This window comes from Vallitalea maricola, from assembly GCF_036985595.1.
GTDB classification, from domain to species: domain Bacteria; phylum Bacillota; class Clostridia; order Lachnospirales; family Vallitaleaceae; genus Vallitalea; species Vallitalea maricola.
Genome location: NZ_BTPU01000052.1, coordinates 1 through 24,350 on the forward strand (window position 1 = coordinate 1; position 24,350 = coordinate 24,350).

Here is a 24,350-nt window from a genome sequence, read left to right on the forward strand (position 1 = left end):
AAGTAAAGGTCTTATTTTTATCCATGTATAATAGAATCTACATCATAATTTTTTAATTTATCTCTGCCTTTTAGGAAGTCAAGCTCGATTAAATATACTAACTTTACAACTTCTCCTCCTAAACTTTCAATTAATTCTACGGTAGCTTTTGATGTTCCACCTGTTGCTAATAAATCATCTATAATTACAACTTTATCACCTGGTTTAATAGCATCAATATGCATCTCAATAGTCGCAGTGCCATATTCTAAAGCATATTCTTTGCTTTTTGTTTTATATGGTAGTTTACCAGCTTTTCTGATAGGTAAAAATCCTTTACCCGTATTATAAGCTACTGGTACACCAAAAATAAAGCCTCGTGATTCTGGTCCAACTATGTAATCGAATTCAATACCTTCCAATTTAGCTTGTATCTGATCGATAGAAGCCTTTAATCCTTCTGGATTTTGTAAAATTGTAGTAATGTCATAAAATAAAATACCTTCTCTTGGGAAATCAGGTACTTCTCTTATAAGAGTTTTAAGATCCATACTTCCTTACTCCTTTTCGTAATACCCTATAAGGAATTAATTAGACTATCATAATATAATAGAAAATAATGTATATCATTAATTTACTTTTTAAAAATAGTACTACCTTAAAAGGATATTTATTTATCAAATTTATATGTTTAACTTATCGCTTTTTAAACATACTTAAACATACAATATTAGTATACCAAATTTAATAGCTTCTAGCAAAGCTTTTTGAAGTTTTTCTTTTAAATATATCTCCTATATAAAAAATTCTAATAATTTAATGAACAATATAACTATTAAAGCACCACAAGCAAAAGGCATAAAGGCTACTAAACATTCAAAGCCAAAAAGATATATGAATACTATTAAACAAACCAATATTATTATTAAATCACAAATTAATTTACGTTTAGACCTTCTCATTAAGAGACCTCCAATAAATTCTGATATAATCCCTTTTATTATAGTTTGTTTATTGAATATATTCAATATTACACCGATTATTTTTCATATCATTAAGACATTAATTCAATATAGCACATATAATGTATGTTTTTTTATAATATTATTTAAAGAACATATGTAATATTTCGATTTAAATTATTTTTTTATATATACTTGATTCATCTAACTTTACTTTGATACCTTTATTTAATTTAAAAATCAATCTCATATTCTCTACTCTATATTCTAATAATCTAAGTTCGCTAAATACTTCTAGACAAATCAATAAAGTCAATATTTTATTGGGTTGAGAATATCCCAGTATCTTTAAAAATTTAGTGATTATAATATTTTCTTTCATCTGTTTTTCTAGATTCAATAGAGTTCTATATATATTTTCAAACTCTTTTCTAGTAGGAATTACTTGTTCATCTTGAAAATATACTTTGGTTTTCCCGTCAAAATTTGCGTTTTTAATGTTATTGAATTCATCATAATACCTTTTTATTGATACTGCAAACTCATTATTAGGATTAATATCCTTCAACATGATTTGAGGTTTTTTAGTACCGTTCCATTCATTTATATTCAACGTTCCTAACAATGATATATCATGGGTCACATTAATATAATCATAGTACTGTGCCATTCCGAATCCTATTCCATCTAAATAATTCTTGTTATAATCTACTCTCATCTTCAGATGGTTACTCTCTTTACCTATTTTTCTAACATCATCAACTTTCCCTTTACATATAAATTTGGGCTCAGGATTTCCTACACCATAAGGTTCCAACTTTATAATTTCTTCGATAAGAGGTATGCTGATATCCTTTATATCTATTTCCATATCAGCAGTTAATTTTGGTATCAGTGTGTCAGATTCCATAGTATTTTCAGCATATTCATTGAGAACTTCTCTAAGTCTATCTATATTCTCTTCTTTTAATGACATACCAGCTGCCATCTCATGTCCTCCAAACTTCATAAATAGCTCTTTGGTAGAACATAAAGCCTCAAATATGCTAAACCCATCTACACTCCTTGCTGACCCAGTAGCTACCCCATCTTCAATACTTAACAGTATACTTGGTTTATAATACTTCTCAGTAATTCTAGAAGCCACAATACCAATTACTCCATGATGCCAATTACTTGATGCTGCCACTATGATTTTAGTATTATCCATGTCAATATTTTCTTCGATTATATGTACAGCTTCATCAAATATCTCTTGCTCCAATTGCTGACGCAGAATATTTTCTTCGTTGAGTTTTTCAGCAATATCAGCTGCTTTATTCTTATCTTCTGTGATAAATAATTCTATTCCTCTCTTGGCATCTCCAAGTCTACCAGCTGCATTTAATCTAGGAGCGATACGGAATCCAATTATCCCAGCCGTTATTTTATCATCTTTTTTATTTCCTGATATTTTTATTAGTGATTTTAGACCCACATTCCAAGTATCTTTCATAGTTTCAAAAGCCAACTTGGTAATAATCCTATTTTCATCTTTTAAAGGTACTATATCAGCCACTGTACCAACAGCTACAATATCTAAATACTTCCATATAGAATCTATATTGCCTAATTTAATTGATAATGCATGAATTACTTTAAAAGCTACACCTACACCTGCTAACATATCAAATGGATATCTGCAGTCTTCTCGCTTGGGATCAATTACAGCTACAGCATCAGGTATACTTTCTTGACATTCATGGTGGTCTGTTATTACCATATCCAAGCCTAATGAATTAGCTAAATCTACTTGTGATATAGCTGTAATACCTGTATCAACAGTAATAATCAGCTTTGTGCCACCTTGGTGTATGCTTTTTACAGCATCATCATTAACCCCATATCCTTCTTCTAATCTGTTTGGTATATAGTAATCAACCTGTGCAGCATTTTCTTTCAAATACATATATAGAACTGATGTACTTGTGATTCCATCCACATCATAATCTCCATATATAGTTATTTTCTCATTCTTATCAATTGCTGTAATAATACGTTCTACAGCCTTGTCCATATCTTCCATTAAGTATGGATCATAGAATTTGTCTTTATCTGCATTAAGAAACCTGACAATATCTTTTTCTATTACAATATTACGGTTAGCTAATATAGTTGCCATTATAGTAGACATCTTGTATTTTTCAGATAATTCTTCTACAAGTTTTTCATTTTTCTGTTTTAAGTTCCAGATGTATTTTGGTTCCAAATAAACAACCTCCAAAAAATCCCCCTAGCAAAGATTTGCTAGAGGGATGTAAGTTCAATTATCTTTGTTGATGCGCCTGTTGAATTTTCTTTTCTTCTTTTCTTTTAAATACATACCATAATGGACTGGCAATAAATATAGAAGAATATGTTCCTGAAAGGATACCTACCATTAATGGTAGAGCAAATTCTCTAATTGAAGCAACACCAATTATATATAATATTGCAACCATAACAAAAGTTGTAAGTGATGTATTTATTGAACGTGACATTGTTTGACTTATAGATGTATCAACAACACCTTTGAAATCTCCACGTTTCATATATTTTTGATTTTCACGAACACGGTCAAATAAAACTATTGTATCATTGATTGAGTAACCAACAATTGTTAACATTGCAGCAATGAATGAATTATTGATAGGTACTCTGAATAATGAATATACTGCTAATACAACAAATACGTCATGAATTAATGCAACAACCGCACTAACACCGAATCTATAATCTTTAAATCTTAATGTTATATATATTAACATACATATAGCAGCTAATATTATAGATAGCATAGCGCTCTTACGCATCTCATTACTGATTGTTGGACTTATACTTTCACTTTCAATATCTTCAGAAGTTATACCATATTTTTCAATCAATTTTTCTTGTAATTTAGTTCTTGATTCATTATCTAATTTATTAGTTTTGATAATAACTTGTTTCTTATCTGTAACTGCTTGGAATTGAGGACTCTTATCATTAGTCGCTTCAACAACTATTGGTGTCAACTCACTATCCATTTCAGCTTTACTCATTGTTTTTCCTATGTTAACAAGAGTTGTAGAACCACCGCTAAATTCTATATCATAATTAAGAGGAGTACCCTTTGAAGCGTTATATATTGGCATCGCAAGAAGTCCTATAACTATAATAACAATTGAGATACTAAACCAAATTTTTCTCTTTGCAACAACTTTGATAGCTCTTGTTTTTTGAGCAATACCGTATAATTTTTTATTCTTAATTCCTAATCCAGCAAATGCTCCAAGGATAAGTCTAGTTATTACTAAAGCTGTAAACATAGAAACAATAATACCAATTGCAAGAGTTTGAGCGAAACCTTTTATTGGTCCAGTTCCCATTAGATATAGGATAGCTGACGCTATTAATGTTGTAATATTACCATCTAAAATAGCAGATGTAGCTTTTTTAAATCCAGCTTTCAGTGAAGCTCTAAGTGTTTTCTCAAGTGCTAATTCTTCCTTTATCCTTGAGAATATAATTATGTTGGCATCTACAGCCATACCAATTGATAAGATAATACCTGCAATACCAGGTAATGTTAATGTAATCTTAAATATGCTTAATATGATAATTACTAATGAAGAATAGAATACTAGTGCTATATCAGCAGCAAGTCCAGGTATTCTATAGAATATTATCATAAATAATAATATTAAAGCAAGACCAATAATACCAGCTTTTACACTTGTCTTAACTGCTTCTTCACCAAGTGTTGCTCCTACTACATTTGATCTTAATTCTTCAAGCTCTAGAGGAAGTGCACCAATACGTATATTAGATGCCATATCTTCCGCTCTTTCCATACTTCCCATATTACTGATAGAAGCGTTACCATCTTTGATTGGTTCATTAACTTTAGGCTCCATTATGTTTTCACCATTATAAGCAATGGCTATTCTTTGACCTACAAATTTTTTGGTAGCTTCATAGAATTTATCTTTTCCACTTTCATTAAGTTCAAGGGAGATAATATATGGGTCAACTTCTCCAGATACCATTTTTGCAGTAGCATTCTTAACGTCTTGTCCTGTTAATACTACATTTCCGTCTGGATCCAAAAATTCTAGTTTACCTGGTTTACCGAGTTCTTCTAATACTTCTTCTGCATTTGTTGCATTAGGAATATCAACATTTACACGGTCAGAACCTTCTCTATAAACTTGTCCTTCCGTATAACCCATTCCATCTATTCTTTTTCTAATCTTAAAAACTGTGTCATCTAGCTCTTTGTCAGTTGGTTTCTCTTTGACAGTAGTGTATGTTATACTAACACCACCAGCTAAGTCAAGACCTAATTTTACATTGTTTGCTCCACCGATTTGATCTTTTCCTACTCCTTTAACTGCTACAAATACAGAACATGCGATTATAACAACTAAAAGCAATAGGGTAATAATTTTTTTCCCCTTCATTGCAACAATATCCTCCTTTGTACATTATCATATTTAATTTCTAATTTTTGTATATTGAATCTACGATATATTCTATAGATATCAATATATATTAATTATTTTGTAAGTCATACTTCAATAAATATCAGACCTTCTATCCATATATATTATAACTTACATACTACGTTAAATTATAAATATTATCTTAAAATTAGTCAAGATAATTTATATAATGTATTATTCCACCATTTCATTTGCTTTCATATAAATAGCACATTCAACTCGTTTTTTCTCTAGCTCACATCCTATTTCATATGTATCATATATATTACCGTGGAATTGATATGCATTAGCTGTACATCCACCACTGCAATAGAATTTTGCCCAACAATTTTGACATTTATCTTTTGAATATACACAACAGTCTTTGAATTCTTTACGTCTTTCTAGATTAGTTATTCCTTCATCAACTGTTCCAAGCTTGAATTCATCTATTCCAACAAACTGATGACATGGGTACAAATCCCCCCATGGTGTAACAGCTAGGTATTCAGTTCCTGAACCGCAACCTGAAAGTCTTTTTATGACACATGGTCCTTGTGATAAATCAATCATGAAGTGGAAGAAATTGAAATCTCTACCTTCTTCTCTTCTCTTAATCATTTCTTTTGCTAATATATCGTATTGCTCACATAGATACGGTATATCTTGTTTCCTAAGAGCATATGGCATATCAGCTGGCGCCACAACAGGTTCTATAGATATTTGTTTGAAGCCTTGGTCAGCTAGATGTAACACATCTTGTGAAAAATCAAGATTAAAATGAGTGAAAGTTCCTCTTACATAATAATTCTCTTGATTTCTACTTTCAGCCATTCTCTCAAACTTAGGCATAATAATATCATAACTACCCTTGCCATTTTGGGATGATCTCATTCTATCATTTACTTCTTTTCTTCCATCTATACTAAGTACTACATTATACATGTTTTCATTAACAAATTCCATGATATCATCATCAAGTAATATTCCATTAGTTGTTATAGTAAATCTAAAGTTCTTATTATATTCTTCTTCTTTAGATTTAGCATATTTTACAATATCTTTTACTACTTCAAAATTCATCAATGGTTCTCCACCGAAGAAATCTACTTCAAGGTTTCTTCTATTACCTGAATTCTCTAATAGAAAATCAATAGATTTTTTACCTATTTCACTAGTCATAAGTGAACGGTCTCCATGATATTCACCTTCACCTGCAAAACAATACTTGCAACACAAGTTACAATCATGTGCTATATGTAAACATAAAGCTTTTACAACAGGTTCTCTTTTTTTAAAGCTGATAATTGCTTCTTTGTATGTATCATCAGTAAAAAGTAATTCTTTATCAATAAGTTCTTTTACTTCATTAATCGATTCAATTATTACTTCCTTATCATATTTCGAAGAAAGCTCGTTTACTAAGTCCTCACTAGATAACTTTTCATAACTTTCTATTACATCATAAACAATATCATCAACTACATGAATTGCACCGCTATAAACATCTACAACAATGTTCATATCACCCATTTTATATTGATGTACCACTGTTATTCTTCCTTTCTTATGCTTAACTATATGTAATACAGCTAAATTATTAAAATACTTCAGATAATAAAGTATCCATCAAACCTAATATAAGCAGCGACTAATGTCACTGCTTAATAAACTTATAAATTATTTGTTTTCACAAGTTTGATTCCCAACTGTACATGATGTTTTACATGCTGATTGGCATGATGTTTGGCATTCGCCGCATCCACCATTTTTTAAACTCTTTTTAAGAGTAGCTGAGTTTAATGTTTTAATATGCTTCATTGCTTTTTCCTCCTTTAAGCACATGTTACTTTAACTTAAAACATTATATCACAAGATTGTCACTTTTAAAAGTAGATTTTAAAGTAACTTGTAACTTATCCTAGCATTCCTCCTAATGTACTGCCACCAACACACATGAAGAATAAACTTATTGCACCTCCAGAAATTCCACTATTCTTATTAATTATTATAGATGCTATGACAAATATGACAAAATAAATAACTCCGGCTATAGCGCCATACATCCATTTATTTTTACCTATGCTTCTTCCTATTAATAAGCCCATAATAATAGTTGCCAATATTATAATAATGACTCTTCCAATATTAATCTGACTATTACTCAAATCATACTTATATACGATGAATGAAAGAAGCAGTACACATAAAATAGTAATTATGTATCCAATCATAATAGCTTTAAGCACGTTCACTATTATTTTTTGCGTGTTAATGTCTGGTTTCTTTGAAATTCGAGATGTTCTGCCCATAATCCTCCCCCTTATTGTTCCATATAATATTATACTGTGCTATAATTTAAAATATGCCATGCTTTTATTTAAATTGTGGTTTGTAAATAATAGTATTATTTATTGCACATATATATATTATGTAGAAAGGACTGATTTTATTTGAAAAAACATATAGATTTACATGTTCATACGACTGCTTCTGATGGAACTTATGAGCCATGTGAATTAGTTGAATATGCTTCAAAAAAAAATATAGCTGCTATTGCTATAACTGACCATGACTGTATCTCTGGAATTAAAGAAGCTAAGAAATGCGGTAAAATATATAATGTAGAGATAGTTAGCGGTATTGAATTTTCAACAAGATATAATGATACTGAAATACACCTTTTGGGTTTATATATTGATGAAAACGATAAAACATTTGTAAATGGATTAAATGAAATAGTAGATGCTAGAGAATTACGGAATATCAAGATGATAGAAAAACTTAATAATCATGGAATAAACATTTCCCTAGAAGATGTTTTGGCTACATCTAGCTCTGATGTCTATACAAGAGCTCATTTTGCTAAAGCAATGCTTAATAAAGGCTATGTTTCATCTATGAGAGAAGCCTTTATTAAATATATCGGCAATGATAGTCCTTGCTATGTACCGAGAGAAAAAGTGACTCCAGAAATGGCAATAAAACTTGTCTTATCATGTGGTGGTGTACCCATTCTAGCACATCCAACTCTATACAATATGGATTTAAGACAACTAGATAATCTTATTAGTGAATTATCAAAAATAGGTTTGTTAGGAATTGAAGGACTTTATTCTCTATACAATAAATCTGAAGAAAAATATTTGAAAGACTTCGCAGATAAATATGATCTTGTAATCTCTGGCGGTTCTGATTTTCACGGAAGCAATAAACCCAATATTGATCTTGGTGTAGGAAGAGGCAATCTAGAAATTCCTTATTCTATACTTAAGGCTATCAAAGCCAAGAGAACAAAAAGACTGTAGACTTTTTATAAGGAAAAATATAAAGGGCTGTAATCATATACAGCCCTTCTGTAAAACCCATTAATTCTATTCTTCGTCTTTCTTTTCTTCTTTGTCTTCTTTTTTATCTTCGATTAAGTCATCTCTATTTATTGTTAAATCTGGTTCTTTAACTGCTGCAACAGCATTTCTTTCAATAGGAACTCTTACGCTTTTGTTAGTACCAAGTTCAATTATAAGAACATTATTTACAGAGTCAACAACTTTACCATAGAAACCACCATTAGTCATAACAGAATCACCAATATTAATACTTGACTGCATTTGGTCTATTTCTCTTTGTCTCTTTTTTTGAGGTCTGATAAGCATTAGGTACATAAAACCAAATAAAATTACCATAGGTATTAACATAGCACCTATACTGCCAGCAGTAGATGGTTGTGCACCAGCTCCAGCTTCTAATACAAATAAACTTGACATAAATTATTATCCTCCTTGTTTTCACACAGAAATTTATCTATTCGGTAGCTTGTAAGAATCATTATTCTTATATAATAAGATACACTGTTAATAACTTCCTGTCAACTGTTTTATCCATATATTTGAACTTAATCATCTATACACCCATTTCAATTAGTTCAATATATTTTCCTTATATTTGTTAGAAATTTTATATAATTTTTTATAACATATTTTCTATTTTATTATTTTTATATTCTTGGTATTCATTTTTATCTATAGCGTCTCTTATTTCTTCCATAAGTGTATTATAAAAATACAAATTATGAAGTACACATAATCGCATACCCAACATTTCTTTAGCTTTTAGAAGATGTCTTATATATGCTCTGCTATAATGCTTACATGCTGGACACTGGCAGCCTTCTTCAATTGGTCTGTCATCTAGTTGAAATTTCGCATTCCATAAATTGAGTTTACCGAAATTAGTATATACATGACCATGTCTTCCGTTTCTGGCTGGATACACACAGTCAAAGAAATCTACTCCTCTTTCAACTGATTCCAAGATATTGATTGGTGTCCCTACCCCCATAAGGTATGTTGGTTTATTTTGAGGAAGATGTGGAACTACTTCTTCTAAAATTCTATACATTTCTTCATGAGACTCTCCTACTGCTAGTCCTCCAACAGCATATCCATCTAAATCTAATTCGGAAATAACCTTAGCATGTTCTATCCTTATATCTTCATAAGTTCCACCTTGATTAATTCCAAAAAGCATTTGTTTTTTATTGATAGTATCTTCAAGGGAATTAAGTCTATACATCTCAGTCTTACATCTTTTCAGCCATCTAGTTGTTCTATCAACAGAATTCTGCATATATTCTCTTGTAGCTGGATAAGGGGCACATTCATCAAATGCCATGGCTATTGTTGAAGCAATGTTTGATTGAATTTGCATACTCTCTTCTGGTCCCATAAATATTTTACGTCCATCTACATGAGAAGAAAAATATACTCCTTCTTCTTTAATTTTTCTAAGACCAGATAGTGAAAAAACTTGAAATCCACCTGAATCCGTAAGTATAGGTCTATCCCATACCATGAATTTGTGAAGTCCTCCTAATTTCTTAATCACATCATCTCCAGGTCTGACATGAAGATGATAAGTATTTGATAATTCAACTTGACACTTAATCTCTTTTAAATCCATACTTGAGACTGCACCTTTAATAGCCCCTGCAGTACCAACATTCATAAAAACCGGTGTCTGAATCACACCATGAACCGTGTGCACTTCAGCTCTTTTTGCTCTTCCATCTACATTCAATAATTTATACACTTTAATCACCATTCGTCAATTTTTTGTTTTTTACACGTCTACCAAGTATACAACTAATTTATTAACATTTCAAGGACATATTATACAATCTAACTTAATCTTAATCTAGACAAATTGTCATAAACAATCTGTTTAAAATATGTATAATCCTCACTTGTCTATATATTGTGATAAGTCTACTTTTCCTGCTTTTATTATATCAACTACTTGATCTGCCGGCATTGGTTTACCTGTTAAGAATCCTTGTATGTTATCACATAATGACTGATAAAGGAAGTTTAGTTGTTTATCATTTTCCACACCTTCAGCTATAGTTTCAAGACCAATTTTCCTTACTAAATCAATAACCGATCTAGTAATTTCTCTTTCTACTCCTGTATATGTAGTATTCTTAATAAACGACTTATCAATTTTAAGAGTATCTATTGGTAATGATTTCAGATAACTTAATGAAGAATACCCTGTTCCAAAATCATCTAATGATATTCTAACTCCCAATTCAATCAATTTATTCAATAACATTTTTGCCGAGTCCAGAGCATCAATAAATAAATTCTCAGTTATCTCTAATTCCAAGCAGCCTGATTTGATACCTGTTTCTCTTAAGATATTAGATACGATATAATAAAAGTTATGTGTCTTCAACTGAATAGGAGAAATATTAACAGATATAATACCACTAAATGAATACTCATAGTTCCATTTCTTATATTGATTACATGCTTCCTTCAATACCCATTCTCCTATTTCATTAATTATTCCTATTTCTTCGGCTATTGGAATAAATGTCATAGGACTTACTAATCCCAGTTTTGGATTAATCCATCTAAGCAATGCTTCAAAACCTCTTATGCCACCTGTTTTCATATCATATTGAGGTTGATAAAAAAGTTTGAACTCATTATTTTCTAATGCTTTCTTCAATTGTTTTTCAATATTGATTCTCTTCAAAAATTCTTCTTTCATATCTTGTGTAAAAAAAGATATACTGTTTTTACACATGTTTTTAACTTTGTACATTGCAGTATCAGCATTCTTGATCAGATCTTTTGAATCAATTCCATCATAAGGAGACACAGCAATTCCTAAGCTAATACTCAATTGATGTATGTTATTTTCAGCAATGAATGGTTCATTAAAACAATCTTTTACCAAATTGGCTCTTTCAATTATCTCTTCATTATTATCAACATCATTCAAGATAACAGCAAATTCGTCACCACCAAGACGGGCAATAAAATCATTTTCCCCAATGGAGCTTGATAATCTTAATCCTACTTGTTTAAGGATAATATCACCTATTGAGAAACCAACACTATCATTAACACTCTTGAAGTTATCAATATCCATTACTATCAATGCAATTTTGCTGTTTTTCTCTAAATATTTACTAACTTGTTCTAATAGATATGCTCTATTCGGCAGACCTGTAAGAGTATCATAGTATGCTAAATACTTTATCTTATCATCTCTAATTTTCTTGTTGGTTATATCAATATGTGCACCAGCCATCAAATAAGGTTTTCCATCAGCATCATTCAAGGTCTTTCCTCTAGAAAATATCCATCTATATTCACCACGTATAGTACGTACCCTATAAGTACTTTCATAACTTGAAGTTATTCCTGCAATACAATCCTTCAAGCTTTTTTTGGCTTTTTCAACATCATCTGGATGAAGAATCTTGTGCCAATTTTTAATGTCAGAAAATAAGTCCAAATTGATACCTAGATCATTATACCAGTCATATGATATACTCCGTTTTCCATCTCTCATATTCCAGTACCAAATACCATCGTTAGATGCCTGTGTGATTAATCTATATATTTGTTCTTTTTCTTTTATTATACTATTGCTCTCTTGCAATAAACTATTTTGTTCACTTAAATTTTCTTCTGACGCCAATAGTTCTTCATATAATCCACTGATATGCTCGTTCTGCTGTCTTAATTCTTCTTCTGATGCAGCAATCTCTTCATATACTTGAGCTAATTTTTCATTTTGTTGTCTTAGTTCCTCTTCTGATACAGTCATCTCCTCAAATAACTTGACCAACTGTTCATTCTTTTTTTTCAGTAATAATTCTTTTGTCTTCATCTCAGTAATATCAGTAAATATTTCTGCAAAATACCCTTTTCTATCACTAAACACATTTACCTGATACCATTTCTCAAATGGTTTAAAATATTGTATAGTAGAACCATGGCTACCCTCAATTGCTATCTTACCAAAAAAACTAATCCAATCAAATGATTCATCTACCATACTTGGAATAATTTCAGTTATTCTTTTTCCAATAATATCTTCTCTTTTAAAACCCACTAAATTACAATAATCATTATTAATATCTATAAATTCATAATCAACAGGATTCCCATCATAATCTGTAATTACTTTATGATATGCATATCCACTAAATATATTGTTAATAAAGGCGTAATAAAAATTTTCAGATATCTCCATTTGAACACCCCATCTTAGTAAAATTATTGTTTATAATATGATTTAAAAATTGAACATAACCATATAATTAATATCTTTTCTTAATTGTCAAATTTACCCTTTACAGTTATTCTAATATATTATATCACATTTATAAATATTTTTTTATATTCATGTCAAAAAATGTAACTTTTTTTACACTATTTACTAGTTTTAATATAAAAAATTATTATTATCTTGTCTAATTGTTAAGAATTGTATATAATATATGGCAAGCTATAAAGTATAGAAGGTGATTATATGTCAACAGGTTCCAACTTTGGAAAACTATTTACAATATCTACATGGGGCGAATCCCATGGTGAAGGAGTTGGAGTAGTTATCGACGGTTGTCCAGCTGGTGTTGAATTAACAGAAGAAGATATTCAAATTGAATTAAATAAAAGAAAACCTGGTAAATCTATTTTTTCTACACCTAGAAAAGAGTCTGACAAGGCTAAGATATTATCTGGTGTGTTTGAAGGAAAAACCACAGGTACTCCTATATCTATAATTGTTTATAATAATAATCAAAAGTCAAAGGATTATTCAGAAATATCCAGATTTTATCGTCCTGGACATGCTGATATGACTTACGATATGAAATATGGATTTAGAGACTATAGAGGTGGAGGTCGTTCTTCAGGTAGAGAAACCATAGGACGTGTAGCTGGTGGCGCAATTGCTAAAAAAATATTATCTACTCTTAATATAAAATTAACAACATATACAAAATCTATTGGGAATATACCCACTAGCAAAGATTTCGATGAAAATGAAATTTGGAAAAATGACCTATGTATACCTGATAAATCTTGTGTAGAGAAAACTGAAAACTACCTTCTTGATTTAATTAAAGATGGTAATTCTTGTGGAGGAATTATAGAATGTAGAGTAGATAACCTTCCATCTGGTCTTGGTGAACCTGTTTTTGATAGGCTAGATGCCGAACTGTCAAAAGCTGTCATGTCAATAGGTAGTATCAAAGGTTTCGAAATAGGTAATGGATTCTCAGCCTCTGAGTTAACAGGTATTGAGAACAACGATTTCTATAGATATGAAAATAATGTAATTGAAAAAGAGTCCAACAATGCTGGTGGTATATTAGGAGGCATAAGTGATGGTTCTCGTATTGTATTAAGAGCGGCAGTAAAACCTACTCCTTCAATTAAAACCACACAGAAGACAGTTACCAAATCTGGAGAAAACATTGATATTAACATAAAAGGCAGGCATGATCCTATTATAGTTCCAAGAGCTGTAATTGTTGTAGAATCAATGGTAGCTATTACTTTGGTTGACATGTTATTCAGAAACGTAAACAGCAGAATTGATAACATTAAGAAAATATATTCTGAGCCACAATAATATTAACAATATGGTTGTCGCATAATACAATTTTAACATCAATACAAGGAAGATAGCTATACCTAGTCTATCTTCCAAAACTTGTAGCCATCCCTAAAAATGTATTAGCCGACAGCCCCACTATTATTTTTTATCCAATTCAGTATGACACTCTTTACAGTATCCATATAATTCTAAGTTATGTTCAATCAAATCAAATTCTTTATCCTCAATAATTTTTTTGAATTCTTTACTAAGACAACATTCTATTGCTTCTGCTTTACCACATCTTTTACAAATGAGAAAATGGGAATGATGTTCCATTAAATTAAGAGTATACTTAATGCTACCATCTTTGGGTCTAATTTTTTCCAGTAGCCCCAAATCCTCTAATACATCAATATTTCTATAGATAGTTGATAGATTAATGCCTGGATTCTTATCCTTAGTTAACAATAACCATTCTTCCATAGATATTGGTTTATCACTATGATAAAGAGCTTCTATTATAATCTTTCTCTGATTGGTCAATTTATAACCACTATTTTTTAATAGCTCAATAACTTTATTAAAATCCATATAAACACCTTTATTCTAAGAAGATTACTTGTCGTTAATTTATTATAACATATACAAATACTTTTTAAACTAATAAAATTAATTTTTTAATAAAAATGTACTTGTCAATACTATAATTAAATAGTATAATTTAAATGCAAATTGTTTGCATTTAGGATTATATAGGAGGATTCATATGAAAAGAAGTTTATTATTACTAGCATCCATCATATTAATATTATCTGGATGTTCTGTTAAATCTGTAAATAAAAATAAAATTAATATAGCAGTATCCATTGGACCAGAAGAAGCATTTGTTAATGCTGTACTTGGTGATAAAGGCACTGTCACTACCGTTATACCCCCAGGTTTTAGTCCTGCAAACTATCAACCTTCACCAAAAGAATTAGAACATATTAGTGATGCTGACTTATATTTTACCATTGGAGTAGCTGCTGAAAAAAATATATTACCCAAAGTAGTAAGTACTAATACAGAAGTCATCTCTCTTAAGGATGCTTCTGAAAAAGAATACCCTATTCTTTATTTGGATAGTCATTCACATGAACATGATGAAACTACTGAACATGAGGAAGAAGAAACTAGTAAAGTAATAGACCCACATATATGGATGTCACCAAAAAGAGTAATGGTCATGATTGATACAATAAGGGATTCTCTTTCTGATATTGACCCTGAGAATAAAGATTACTATGTTGACAATGCAGAAAAATATATTGCCGAACTAGAAAAATTGGATATTTATATAGAAGAAACATTGAAAAACTCTAATATAGATAATTTCATCATATATCATCCTTCACTTGGCTATTTAGCTAACGACTACGGTTTGAATATGATGGTCATTGAAGAAGATGGTAAAACTGCAACTATTGAAACTATGACTAACGTGATTAATTTTGCAAAAGAACATGATATAAAAGTAGTATTCTATCAACAAGAATTTGATAGCAAACAAGCAACTGTCATTGCAGATGAAATCAATGGGAAAGTAATTTCTCTGGATATTTTATCAAAAGAATATATTGATAACTACAAAAAAATTGTTGATACTTTTGTATCTTCATATTAAAAAGGTGACTAATATGGCATTATTAGAAATAAAAAATTTATCAGTTTACTATAATAATTATCTAGCACTGGATAATATCAATTTAAAAGTTAATAAAAACGATTATATTGGAATAATCGGACCTAATGGAAGTGGTAAAACTACTCTTCTAAAATCCATAATAGGTGATATCACTCCTGATAAAGGTAAAATAGCGATAGAGCCAAATGTAATTATAGGTTACGTTCCTCAATTCTCAACATTCAACAGGGATTTTCCTATAACAGTATTTGATGTGATATTGAGTGGTACTCTTCCTTCAGATTATAAGTTGTTTTACCGTTATAAACAAAATGATAGAAATAAAGTTGAATTTGCAATAGATAAGTTAAAAATCAATTATCTGGCGAATAAGAGAATCAATCAACTATCTGGTGGTCAATTGCAAAAAGTATTACTAGCAAGAGCATTAGTAACCAATCCAGATATTTTATTACTTGATGAACCAACAGCTAGTCTAGATACAGACGCAAAAGAGGAAATCTACAATATCTTGACTACATTGAATAAAGAAATGACCATAATAATGGTTAGTCACGATATTGGTATGATAAAACATAATGTAAAAAAATTTGCATGTCTTAATAAAACAATGCATGTTCATGACAACGACGAAACAATAGATCCCTGGCATTTTCAAAATTTATTTTATACGAAAGGAAAGTAGTTATGTTAGAAGCAATATGTAAATATGGTTTCATGCAAAATGCTATCATAAGTATTATCTTAGCTAGTATTGTATGTGGAATAATCGGAACAATTGTTGTGGAAAAAAAATTAGTGATGATGAGTGGCGGGATTGCTCATGCGTCTTTTGGAGGTATTGGTCTTGGTTTTCTATTAGGGTTTGAACCTATAATAGGAGGACTTTTGTTTGCAATAATATCAGCAATTGCTATTGTCAGTATAAAAAGAAGGACTAATACTGCTTCCGATACAATTATAGGTATGCTTTGGTCATTAGGTATGGCACTTGGGATACTATTCATATCTCTTACACCTGGTTACCCACCAGATATGACTACTTATTTATTTGGAGATATATTAACCGTTTCGGTAAAGGATATTTATCTTATGGTTATTTTGACTCTTTTTATTCTTATAAGTTCATTTGCATTATTTAATTATATAAAAAGTTATTTATTTGATGAAGTCTTTCTAAGTAGCAAAGGGGTTAATACTACTTTTTTAGAATACTTTCTATTTATTCTCATAGCTTTAAGTATAGTTATTTTAATAAAAGTAGTTGGTATCATATTAGTAATAACTCTATTAACAGTTCCACCAGCAATATCTAAATTGATTACATATAATTTTAACATTATAATAATATTATCTTCAATAGTGGGGATTATTTTATGCTTCTTGGGTCTGGTCTTCTCTTATTATTTCAACATACCTTCTGGTGCAACTATTATAATATTATCAAGTATAGCTTATTTTATTACTGCACTAATCAATCCAAAGAAATAGCATTCATTTCAGGTTAGTTTTTTTGATTTAATGATAAATTATTCTTGACAAATGATATATATATGTTTATTGTGTATATATGTAATATGCACGGTATTAACGGATAGGAGGTTAAATTTTGAATATAATCATATCAAACTCTAGTTCGGATCCAATCTATCTACAGATTACTAATCAATTAAAAAAATATATTATTACTGGTGATTTAAAAGAAACAGAGCCTCTTCCATCTATACGAAAACTAGCAAAAGAACTTCAGATTAGTGTTATAACAACCAAACGTGCTTATGAAGAATTAGAAAAAGAAGGCTTTGTTGAATCAGTTAGAGGAAAAGGATTCTATGTTGCACTTAAAAATAAAGATCTGATACGAGAAAAAAAGATGCAAATGATTGAGAATAAACTAAGTAAAATAATAGATGAAAGCAAAATGCTTGGGTTAAGTATTGATGAATTGATTGAAATAATCAAGTTACTATACGAGTAATGTAAAAACTTGGTTTATATGATATAATCTGCTTATACTACTCTAATATACTTGGAGGCATTTAATATGGAAAATATAATCGAAATTAAAAATGTAACTAAGAGTTATCCTGATTTCAAACTTGATAACATTAACATAGATATTAAGAAAGGTTTCATTACAGGTTTTATTGGACCTAATGGAGCCGGAAAAAGTACCACCATAAAATTAATTATGAATTTAATTCAAAAAGAATCTGGTGAGATAAATATATTTGGTATGAATAACACAAAACATGACAAAGAAATCAAATCAAAAATAGGATTTGTCTATGATGATTGTTGTTTCTTCGATAATCTTACTATAAAAAGTAATGAGAAGATTATATCTTCTTTCTACAAAGAATGGAACCATGATTTATTTAACTCATACTTGAAAAGATTTGAATTAAATCCTAATAAGAGAATACGTAAACTATCAAAAGGTATGAAAACTAAATTTGCCATTGCTATTGCTTTATCTCACAATGCTGATTTGTTAATAATGGATGAACCTACTGGAGGTCTTGACCCTATTTTTAGAAGAGAATTATTGGATATTCTTTATGAACTTATTCAAGACGAAAACAAAAGCATATTCTTTTCTACTCACATAACATCCGATTTAGATAAGATAGCTGATTACATCACTTTTATTAATAAAGGCAAAATAGTTTTCTCAAAATCAACAGATATTATTAATGACAGCTATAAAATCGTTAAAGGTAATAGGGAATTATTATCAATGATTAATAAAGATCATTTAATAGGAATTAACAAGAATAGATATGGTTTTGAGGCCTTGACAACTCATTCTAGAGAGTTAATAGAATCATATCAAGACTCAATTATTATTGATAATGCTAACCTTGAAGATATTATGGTGTTCCATATAAAGAAGTAAAAGGGATGATTTTGCTATGTTTCATTTGATAAAAAGTAACTTTAAATACACTTTTCAAAATAAATTTTATTTAATTATACAAATATTAATGTTAATATATGTTGCAGTAATTTCTATAATCTATACACATAAATATATTTCAAATACTGATTTTATAGATCTGCCAACTATACCAATCACATTATTTTTATTTATAACTACTTTTTTCTTGACAGGAACACCCTTTATAGCTCCCAAACAATATAACTCTAGCAGCTATAGTATATTTACACTCAGCTTTCCTATTAGCAGAAAAGAATATGTTACAAGTCATTACCTAAAACTAATAATATATATGCTTATAGTTTTAACCAACATATTTTTATTTTGCTTAATAACTATCCTAATCAGTGGGGCTCCTATGGTTTGGAATTATTTTCTACTATTGTTTTTTATTATATTATATACAATCGGAGTTACAGGTTCATTATATCTAATGATATTTTTTGCAACAAAATTATTCAAACCTTTAATATATATAGTATATTTCATTAGTTTTTATTTATCATCAATTATAAATGTTAATCATATTTTTTGTAGTCATTATATAAACATATACATATACACAGGAATATTACTAATTCCATTGTTCTATTTAATATCATTGATTGTGGTTAATAAAAGAGATTTTAATGATTAGCGGAAAGGGACATTAGAAATGAAGAAATTAATATTATCTAATCTTAAAAATACAGGGATTATATATATCCTATTATTCGTAACACTCTTTAATATTATAGCTTTAGTGGTTAGGGACTCATCATATGTTTATATCATATCCTTAATGATAACTCTTTCTTACTTCTATACATACATGAGTGTTTTTTTTCCACAAACGGATTATCTTGATAATACTTTTTTGTTGCAACGTTCCTTACCACTAGAAATAAGTGAAATCATTCATAGTTGGTATTACACTGTATATATTACTAATGGCGTAGTAATACTTATTAACCTTGTATTTCTTATAATCATAATGGATAGTACCAGTCCCAGCAATCTGCTAGTTATATTGCTGACTTATTTCATGATGTTACTATGTTTTAATATTGTTGCTCCTTATATCATTAAAACAACATCTATTGCTGGGAAAATAGTATGTTCAGTAATAACATTGGCATTTCTATTAGGAACTTATTTCTTTACATATTATTTATTTAATATGATAGACTTAATGTGGATAGTAATTATTGATGCTATATCTTTAATTATTATTATTATCACTTTTAAAATATCCACAAAACATGCTTGCAATAAATTACTGATAAAATTTGATAATTGATTTATAACTATTATAGAGATAACTACTTAAAAGTCTAATAAAATTTTATATAAGGGGTAATGCTAATGAATCTTTTTAAGAATAAACATAACAAGATTTATTCTGGTATCAAAATCACACTTATTATTGCATTTTATTTTACCTTTCAGAAAGCAGCTTCTTCACTCTTCAATCCACTAGATTTCACTAATTATTATACAGTATATATTCTTATCAAATCTCTATCCGTTGTTGCATTAATAATTGCATTTATATTAGTCTATAAACTGGAAAAAAGATCCCCAAGGAAATTTGGAGTAATTATTTCCAAACAATCCTTAAAGCACCTATTGATAGGTTTAGTACTTGGTGCATTATCAATTACAATTATAGCATTATTATTATTTGCAACTGATAATGCTACACTTACATACAGTTTTGATGAACCAATTTTTTCTTTTAATCTTATTTATGTATTGATAATATTTATCCTAGTCGGAATTGATGAAGAATTATTGGTTAGAGGCTACATAGTACATACCCTTCACAGATATAACAACAAATATGTAGTTTACATTATTCCTGCGGTGATATTTTCAGCACTACATTTACTTAATCCTAATGTTAGTGTGGTTGGACTTATCAATATTGTGCTCATAGGAATTTTGTTTACTTATATGACCTTGAAAACACAAAATATTTTAATGGCTATTGGTTATCACATTACATGGAATTTTTTTCAAGGTGGTTTTTTTGGTTTTAATGTTAGTGGTTCCACATTGTGGGATTCCGTATATCCCGTTAGGATAATTCATGATAATCTGTTGACAGGTGGAGAGTTTGGCTTAGAAGGGGGAATTTTAACTACTTTATTATTTGTAATCATGACTATGGTTGTATACCTAATACCTGTTGGAGACAATCAATATTAATCAATTTACTTGGGGCTGTCAGATAATACATCCAACAGCCCCTTTATTACTAATCCAAATATTTTGTACCATTAAGGTCATTTTTTATTATATCACTTGCATCCAAATATTCCTCTTCTATATCTCTATTGGATTCAATAAATTTTTCAGGTAGCATTGTACCTATTTCATAATTAAATGAATTTCCAAGAATATTCCTTGTTATAATTTTGGTATGATAATGTCTGAAATCTCTTCTTTTAATTTTACCCATCTTATCCCTCCTTATAATTATTTTCTCTTATATAGTCATCTATTATTCCTAAATTAAGTTGTAATAATTACCTTAAAAAATTAATTAATTATTTTAAAATTATACCGATATATAGTATAGGTAATTTTTAATTAAATTATAATTTTTATAGTAAGAATCAAACTAATAAGGGGGAAATTTAATTGAGAATCAACTATAACGACTTACGAACAAATAATATCATTGCTGACCCACTTAAAAACATACATTTAATAAATAAGAAATATGCAGCTGAGAAAATTGATGAAAATAACATTAGTGCAACTATTGATATATCTGAAGATGCTGTAAATAAATATTTTGATGAAGGTGTGTTTGATACCATTTCTGATAATATGGAAACTAATAATTCCAATGAAATTTATACTACTAATGATATTATCAAAGAATATGGCAAGAAATACGCTGAAGTATACAACAAAATCATGGAAAATGCTCCAGAGAATAAACGCACAGCATATTTAGATAAATTAGACTCAGCTTTTCAAAAAGCTGTAGGTGATGAATGTAATAAAATGATTCATAAAATTGAAAAATGTTTTTTGGACAGTGATATGGAATGCTCATTAGATAAAGAATCTTTTAGAGAGCTTTTCTCTAAGATTGCAAATGCCACAAAAGATTATTTTGTAGATGGCTCAAAACAACAATTGGACAATTATATAAGTAATAAGATAGGTAATATTGAATCTGGGGATTTTAAGACTTATAGCACTTTTACAAAAGTAACTGATATGTTTGATTATACAAATAAAATCAGTGATAAAATGAAAAAGCTAAGAGACATGCTTATAGAGAATTCACCTGATGATATTATATCATCTTCTGATTTAATGAATACGATTTTATCATATACTAAAAAGATCAATAAGGATATTGATAAATTAAATGAGCTAAAAGATTCTATTAATACAGATGAAATGAGTGATAAATTCGGTAAAGATTTCATGAAATTAATGGATAAGAAAACCTCTGACTTGAATGATATTAATAGCAAAATGCAAAAATACGCTGAACTACTTGAAAAATATAAAAAAATCCAAAAACAAATTGATAAAGCTAATGCTAAAAGAGAAGCTCTAAATCAAAAACTAGATAAAGCCAACGAAACCAAAAATCAAGATTTAGTCAGTATGTATCTAAAAAGAGTCGAATCTTATGATGTCAAGATAGCTAAACTAGAAGCTGAATCAGCACAAATCGAATCTGAAATGGCTACTTTGTTAAAAGATATCAAAGAATCTGAGATTTAATTATTAATTCTTCTAAGGTAATCAGCCCGTAAGATAGAAGCCTGTTTAAAAGGTCTGCGCTTACGCCATCCATGTCTTCGCTTAGCGCTAAACAGAGTAGTCTATCTTACTGGGCTACCTTGGCCCTTTTATTTAAAATCAGTTATGATCAGTCTAAAATTTTTTCGAATTGCACTTCACCAATATAATCCTTGCCCATATCAAAGAAAATACCTTCATCATTAGTATTATGTTGTATATTAAAGGTCAATTTGGTACCTTCCTCATTAAGATTTATTCTAATAGTATTATCTACATATTTTGTCTCACTATCAACTTCATCCCACCATGAATATTGAATGGCACCTATAAGGACTTCTTTTTTATCCACGTTTATATCTAGGACTTTATAATTTATAGCTTCCATAAATCCTGTGGCATATTCGTAAAAATCTATGCAATAGTTGTCAATTATAAGATTATAAATATACTCATCATATATTTTATCCTTCATAGTTCCCCATTTTCCAATTACCTTATTGAAAAACTCTACCTGCTCTTCATCATAAGTATATAAATTATTCTTATTACTAACTAAAGTAAGTACTGATTCCAAAGAATCTTTTACCACTTTTTCATTATGAAATTGATACATGTTATTACTAAGATAATCATATTTTTTTATTACTGCTTTTTTCCCTTGTAATTGTAATAAGTAATATAATCCTATAATATTACTCTGTTTCCCCTGTTCACTTACTACTTCCAAAACCACTGTATCATCTGTGATTGAATTAATTCTATAAGTCTCTTCTCCTGATTTCCACGAAAGATTACCCTTAAGATCATAATGTTTAGATAGTATAGAACCATCTTTAATATCGTAAGATTTTATACCACTATAATCATTAAATCTCAAGAATTCATTTTCTCTAACATCATCATAATCCTTAAACCACTCATTTTTAATTTTATTAGAAATAGAATCCAATGCAGCATCATCTATACTAGTATTACTATTTTGTTTACTTAGATAATAATTACTTAAAATCCCTTGCTGGTCTTTCTGATATATATATGTATTATTATAATTACCTTCGGCTGTTTCATATGTAAAAGTGCATTTCATTATGTCACTGTTTTCACCATCTAATGACAAGAATAGTTTTGTATTATCTTTTCTTTTTCTTCCTGTCAGAGTTTCTCTTTTTGTTATTCTAATAAGCATAGAAATGTCATTAACTTCTATAATATCATATTTACAAATAATATAATCATTTACTTCACTAGCATAGATTATCATATGGTCTTTGTAGATACCTATACCATTATCTTGACATGATAATTCCTCTGTAATGAAAAAATCTTCTTGAAAAATCGCTTTAACTTTCCAATCACCTATAAAAATATTCATTTCATCACTAATACTGTCATCATCTTGTTGGTCTTTGTTTAAGTCTATTTCTTCATTATCCTGTTGGCGGTCACAAGTAATATTATCATTATTAACGGATTTGATAACATCTGTAGATACATCTGTTTTATTTGAACATCCTGTGAGTATCACTATCACTAAAATCCATAACCATATTAAATATTTCACCTTAATACCTTCCCCCCTTACAATTACTCCTCAAATCCAATTATAATGGAGTAAAACACTAATTGCAAGAGATAGAAAT

General features: G+C 29.2%; 23 protein-coding genes. 10 read left to right on the plus strand and 13 right to left on the minus strand.

Annotated elements, in window-relative coordinates; all coding sequences use genetic code 11:
• Window positions 1-17: 17 nt before the first annotated feature.
• From AACQ14_RS15120 to AACQ14_RS15150, 7 genes are all read right to left on the minus strand, one after another.
• Window positions 18-530 (minus strand): adenine phosphoribosyltransferase, encoded by a 513-nt coding sequence (locus tag AACQ14_RS15120; protein ID WP_339364422.1) that lies wholly within the window; start codon window positions 528-530, stop codon window positions 18-20.
• Between the two features lie 243 nt (window positions 531-773).
• Window positions 774-941, minus strand: coding sequence for a hypothetical protein (locus AACQ14_RS15125; protein WP_339364423.1), 168 nt, complete (start codon window positions 939-941; stop codon window positions 774-776).
• 172 nt (window positions 942-1,113) lie between these two features.
• Window positions 1,114-3,189: a single-stranded-DNA-specific exonuclease RecJ gene (gene recJ, locus AACQ14_RS15130; protein ID WP_339364424.1), complete on the minus strand. Its 2,076-nt coding sequence runs from the start codon at window positions 3,187-3,189 to the stop codon at window positions 1,114-1,116.
• A gap of 58 nt (window positions 3,190-3,247) precedes the next feature.
• Entirely contained in the window at window positions 3,248-5,401 is a 2,154-nt protein-coding gene (secD, locus tag AACQ14_RS15135) for a protein translocase subunit SecD (RefSeq protein ID WP_339364425.1), read from the minus strand.
• A 216-nt stretch (window positions 5,402-5,617) separates the two neighbouring features.
• Window positions 5,618-6,973 carry a thioether cross-link-forming SCIFF peptide maturase gene (scfB, locus tag AACQ14_RS15140; protein ID WP_339364426.1) on the minus strand — a complete coding sequence of 452 codons (1,356 nt, stop codon included), beginning with the start codon at window positions 6,971-6,973 and terminating at the stop codon, window positions 5,618-5,620.
• Between the two features lie 129 nt (window positions 6,974-7,102).
• Complete coding sequence (scfA, locus tag AACQ14_RS15145; RefSeq protein WP_113675541.1) at window positions 7,103-7,243, minus strand: six-cysteine ranthipeptide SCIFF; 141 nt, start codon at window positions 7,241-7,243, stop codon at window positions 7,103-7,105.
• A gap of 95 nt (window positions 7,244-7,338) precedes the next feature.
• On the minus strand, window positions 7,339-7,734 hold the full coding sequence (locus tag AACQ14_RS15150; protein WP_113675542.1) for a TIGR04086 family membrane protein: 396 nt from the start codon (window positions 7,732-7,734) through the stop codon (window positions 7,339-7,341).
• A gap of 141 nt (window positions 7,735-7,875) precedes the next feature.
• Between AACQ14_RS15150 and AACQ14_RS15155 the strand changes: the two genes are divergently transcribed.
• Window positions 7,876-8,730 (plus strand): PHP domain-containing protein, encoded by an 855-nt coding sequence (locus AACQ14_RS15155; RefSeq protein ID WP_339364427.1) that lies wholly within the window; start codon window positions 7,876-7,878, stop codon window positions 8,728-8,730.
• Window positions 8,731-8,796: 66 nt separating this feature from the next.
• On the opposite strand, the gene yajC is transcribed toward AACQ14_RS15155, so the two are convergent.
• The 3 genes from yajC to AACQ14_RS15170 form a co-directional block, all read right to left on the minus strand.
• Window positions 8,797-9,189, minus strand: coding sequence for a preprotein translocase subunit YajC (gene yajC, locus AACQ14_RS15160; RefSeq protein WP_304942072.1), 393 nt, complete (start codon window positions 9,187-9,189; stop codon window positions 8,797-8,799).
• A gap of 202 nt (window positions 9,190-9,391) precedes the next feature.
• Window positions 9,392-10,525 carry a tRNA guanosine(34) transglycosylase Tgt gene (gene tgt, locus AACQ14_RS15165; RefSeq protein WP_423247997.1) on the minus strand — a complete coding sequence of 378 codons (1,134 nt, stop codon included), beginning with the start codon at window positions 10,523-10,525 and terminating at the stop codon, window positions 9,392-9,394.
• 138 nt (window positions 10,526-10,663) lie between these two features.
• On the minus strand, window positions 10,664-12,976 hold the full coding sequence (locus AACQ14_RS15170; RefSeq protein ID WP_339364429.1) for an EAL domain-containing protein: 2,313 nt from the start codon (window positions 12,974-12,976) through the stop codon (window positions 10,664-10,666).
• A gap of 279 nt (window positions 12,977-13,255) precedes the next feature.
• Between AACQ14_RS15170 and aroC the strand changes: the two genes are divergently transcribed.
• Window positions 13,256-14,362, plus strand: a complete 1,107-nt coding sequence (gene aroC, locus AACQ14_RS15175; RefSeq protein ID WP_339364430.1) for a chorismate synthase — start codon at window positions 13,256-13,258, stop codon at window positions 14,360-14,362.
• A 123-nt stretch (window positions 14,363-14,485) separates the two neighbouring features.
• Here aroC and AACQ14_RS15180 read toward each other — a convergent pair whose 3' ends face one another.
• Window positions 14,486-14,920, minus strand: a complete 435-nt coding sequence (locus AACQ14_RS15180; RefSeq protein WP_339364431.1) for a Fur family transcriptional regulator — start codon at window positions 14,918-14,920, stop codon at window positions 14,486-14,488.
• A gap of 175 nt (window positions 14,921-15,095) precedes the next feature.
• Here AACQ14_RS15180 and AACQ14_RS15185 point away from each other — a divergent pair, with 175 nt between their 5' ends.
• From AACQ14_RS15185 to AACQ14_RS15215, 7 genes are all read left to right on the plus strand, one after another.
• Entirely contained in the window at window positions 15,096-15,992 is an 897-nt protein-coding gene (locus AACQ14_RS15185) for a metal ABC transporter solute-binding protein, Zn/Mn family (RefSeq protein ID WP_339364432.1), read from the plus strand.
• A gap of 13 nt (window positions 15,993-16,005) precedes the next feature.
• Window positions 16,006-16,698: a metal ABC transporter ATP-binding protein gene (locus tag AACQ14_RS15190; protein ID WP_339364433.1), complete on the plus strand. Its 693-nt coding sequence runs from the start codon at window positions 16,006-16,008 to the stop codon at window positions 16,696-16,698.
• Between the two features lie 2 nt (window positions 16,699-16,700).
• A complete protein-coding gene (locus AACQ14_RS15195; protein ID WP_339364434.1) occupies window positions 16,701-17,504 on the plus strand; it encodes a metal ABC transporter permease in 804 nt (267 codons plus the stop codon).
• A gap of 118 nt (window positions 17,505-17,622) precedes the next feature.
• Window positions 17,623-17,991 carry a GntR family transcriptional regulator gene (locus AACQ14_RS15200; protein ID WP_339364435.1) on the plus strand — a complete coding sequence of 123 codons (369 nt, stop codon included), beginning with the start codon at window positions 17,623-17,625 and terminating at the stop codon, window positions 17,989-17,991.
• Window positions 17,992-18,057: 66 nt separating this feature from the next.
• Window positions 18,058-18,912 (plus strand): ABC transporter ATP-binding protein, encoded by an 855-nt coding sequence (locus tag AACQ14_RS15205; protein ID WP_339364436.1) that lies wholly within the window; start codon window positions 18,058-18,060, stop codon window positions 18,910-18,912.
• Between the two features lie 697 nt (window positions 18,913-19,609).
• Window positions 19,610-20,233, plus strand: coding sequence for a hypothetical protein (locus AACQ14_RS15210; RefSeq protein ID WP_339364437.1), 624 nt, complete (start codon window positions 19,610-19,612; stop codon window positions 20,231-20,233).
• Window positions 20,234-20,298: 65 nt separating this feature from the next.
• Window positions 20,299-21,144, plus strand: coding sequence for a CPBP family intramembrane glutamic endopeptidase (locus AACQ14_RS15215; RefSeq protein WP_339364438.1), 846 nt, complete (start codon window positions 20,299-20,301; stop codon window positions 21,142-21,144).
• Window positions 21,145-21,193: 49 nt separating this feature from the next.
• Here AACQ14_RS15215 and AACQ14_RS15220 read toward each other — a convergent pair whose 3' ends face one another.
• The gene (locus tag AACQ14_RS15220) at window positions 21,194-21,397 is read right to left on the minus strand and encodes a hypothetical protein (RefSeq protein ID WP_339364439.1); all 204 of its coding nucleotides are present in this window, start codon (window positions 21,395-21,397) and stop codon (window positions 21,194-21,196) included.
• A gap of 182 nt (window positions 21,398-21,579) precedes the next feature.
• Between AACQ14_RS15220 and AACQ14_RS15225 the strand changes: the two genes are divergently transcribed.
• Window positions 21,580-22,689, plus strand: coding sequence for a coiled-coil domain-containing protein (locus AACQ14_RS15225; protein ID WP_339364440.1), 1,110 nt, complete (start codon window positions 21,580-21,582; stop codon window positions 22,687-22,689).
• Between the two features lie 148 nt (window positions 22,690-22,837).
• On the opposite strand, the gene AACQ14_RS15230 is transcribed toward AACQ14_RS15225, so the two are convergent.
• Complete coding sequence (locus tag AACQ14_RS15230; RefSeq protein ID WP_339364441.1) at window positions 22,838-24,271, minus strand: hypothetical protein; 1,434 nt, start codon at window positions 24,269-24,271, stop codon at window positions 22,838-22,840.
• Window positions 24,272-24,350: the final 79 nt, after the last annotated feature.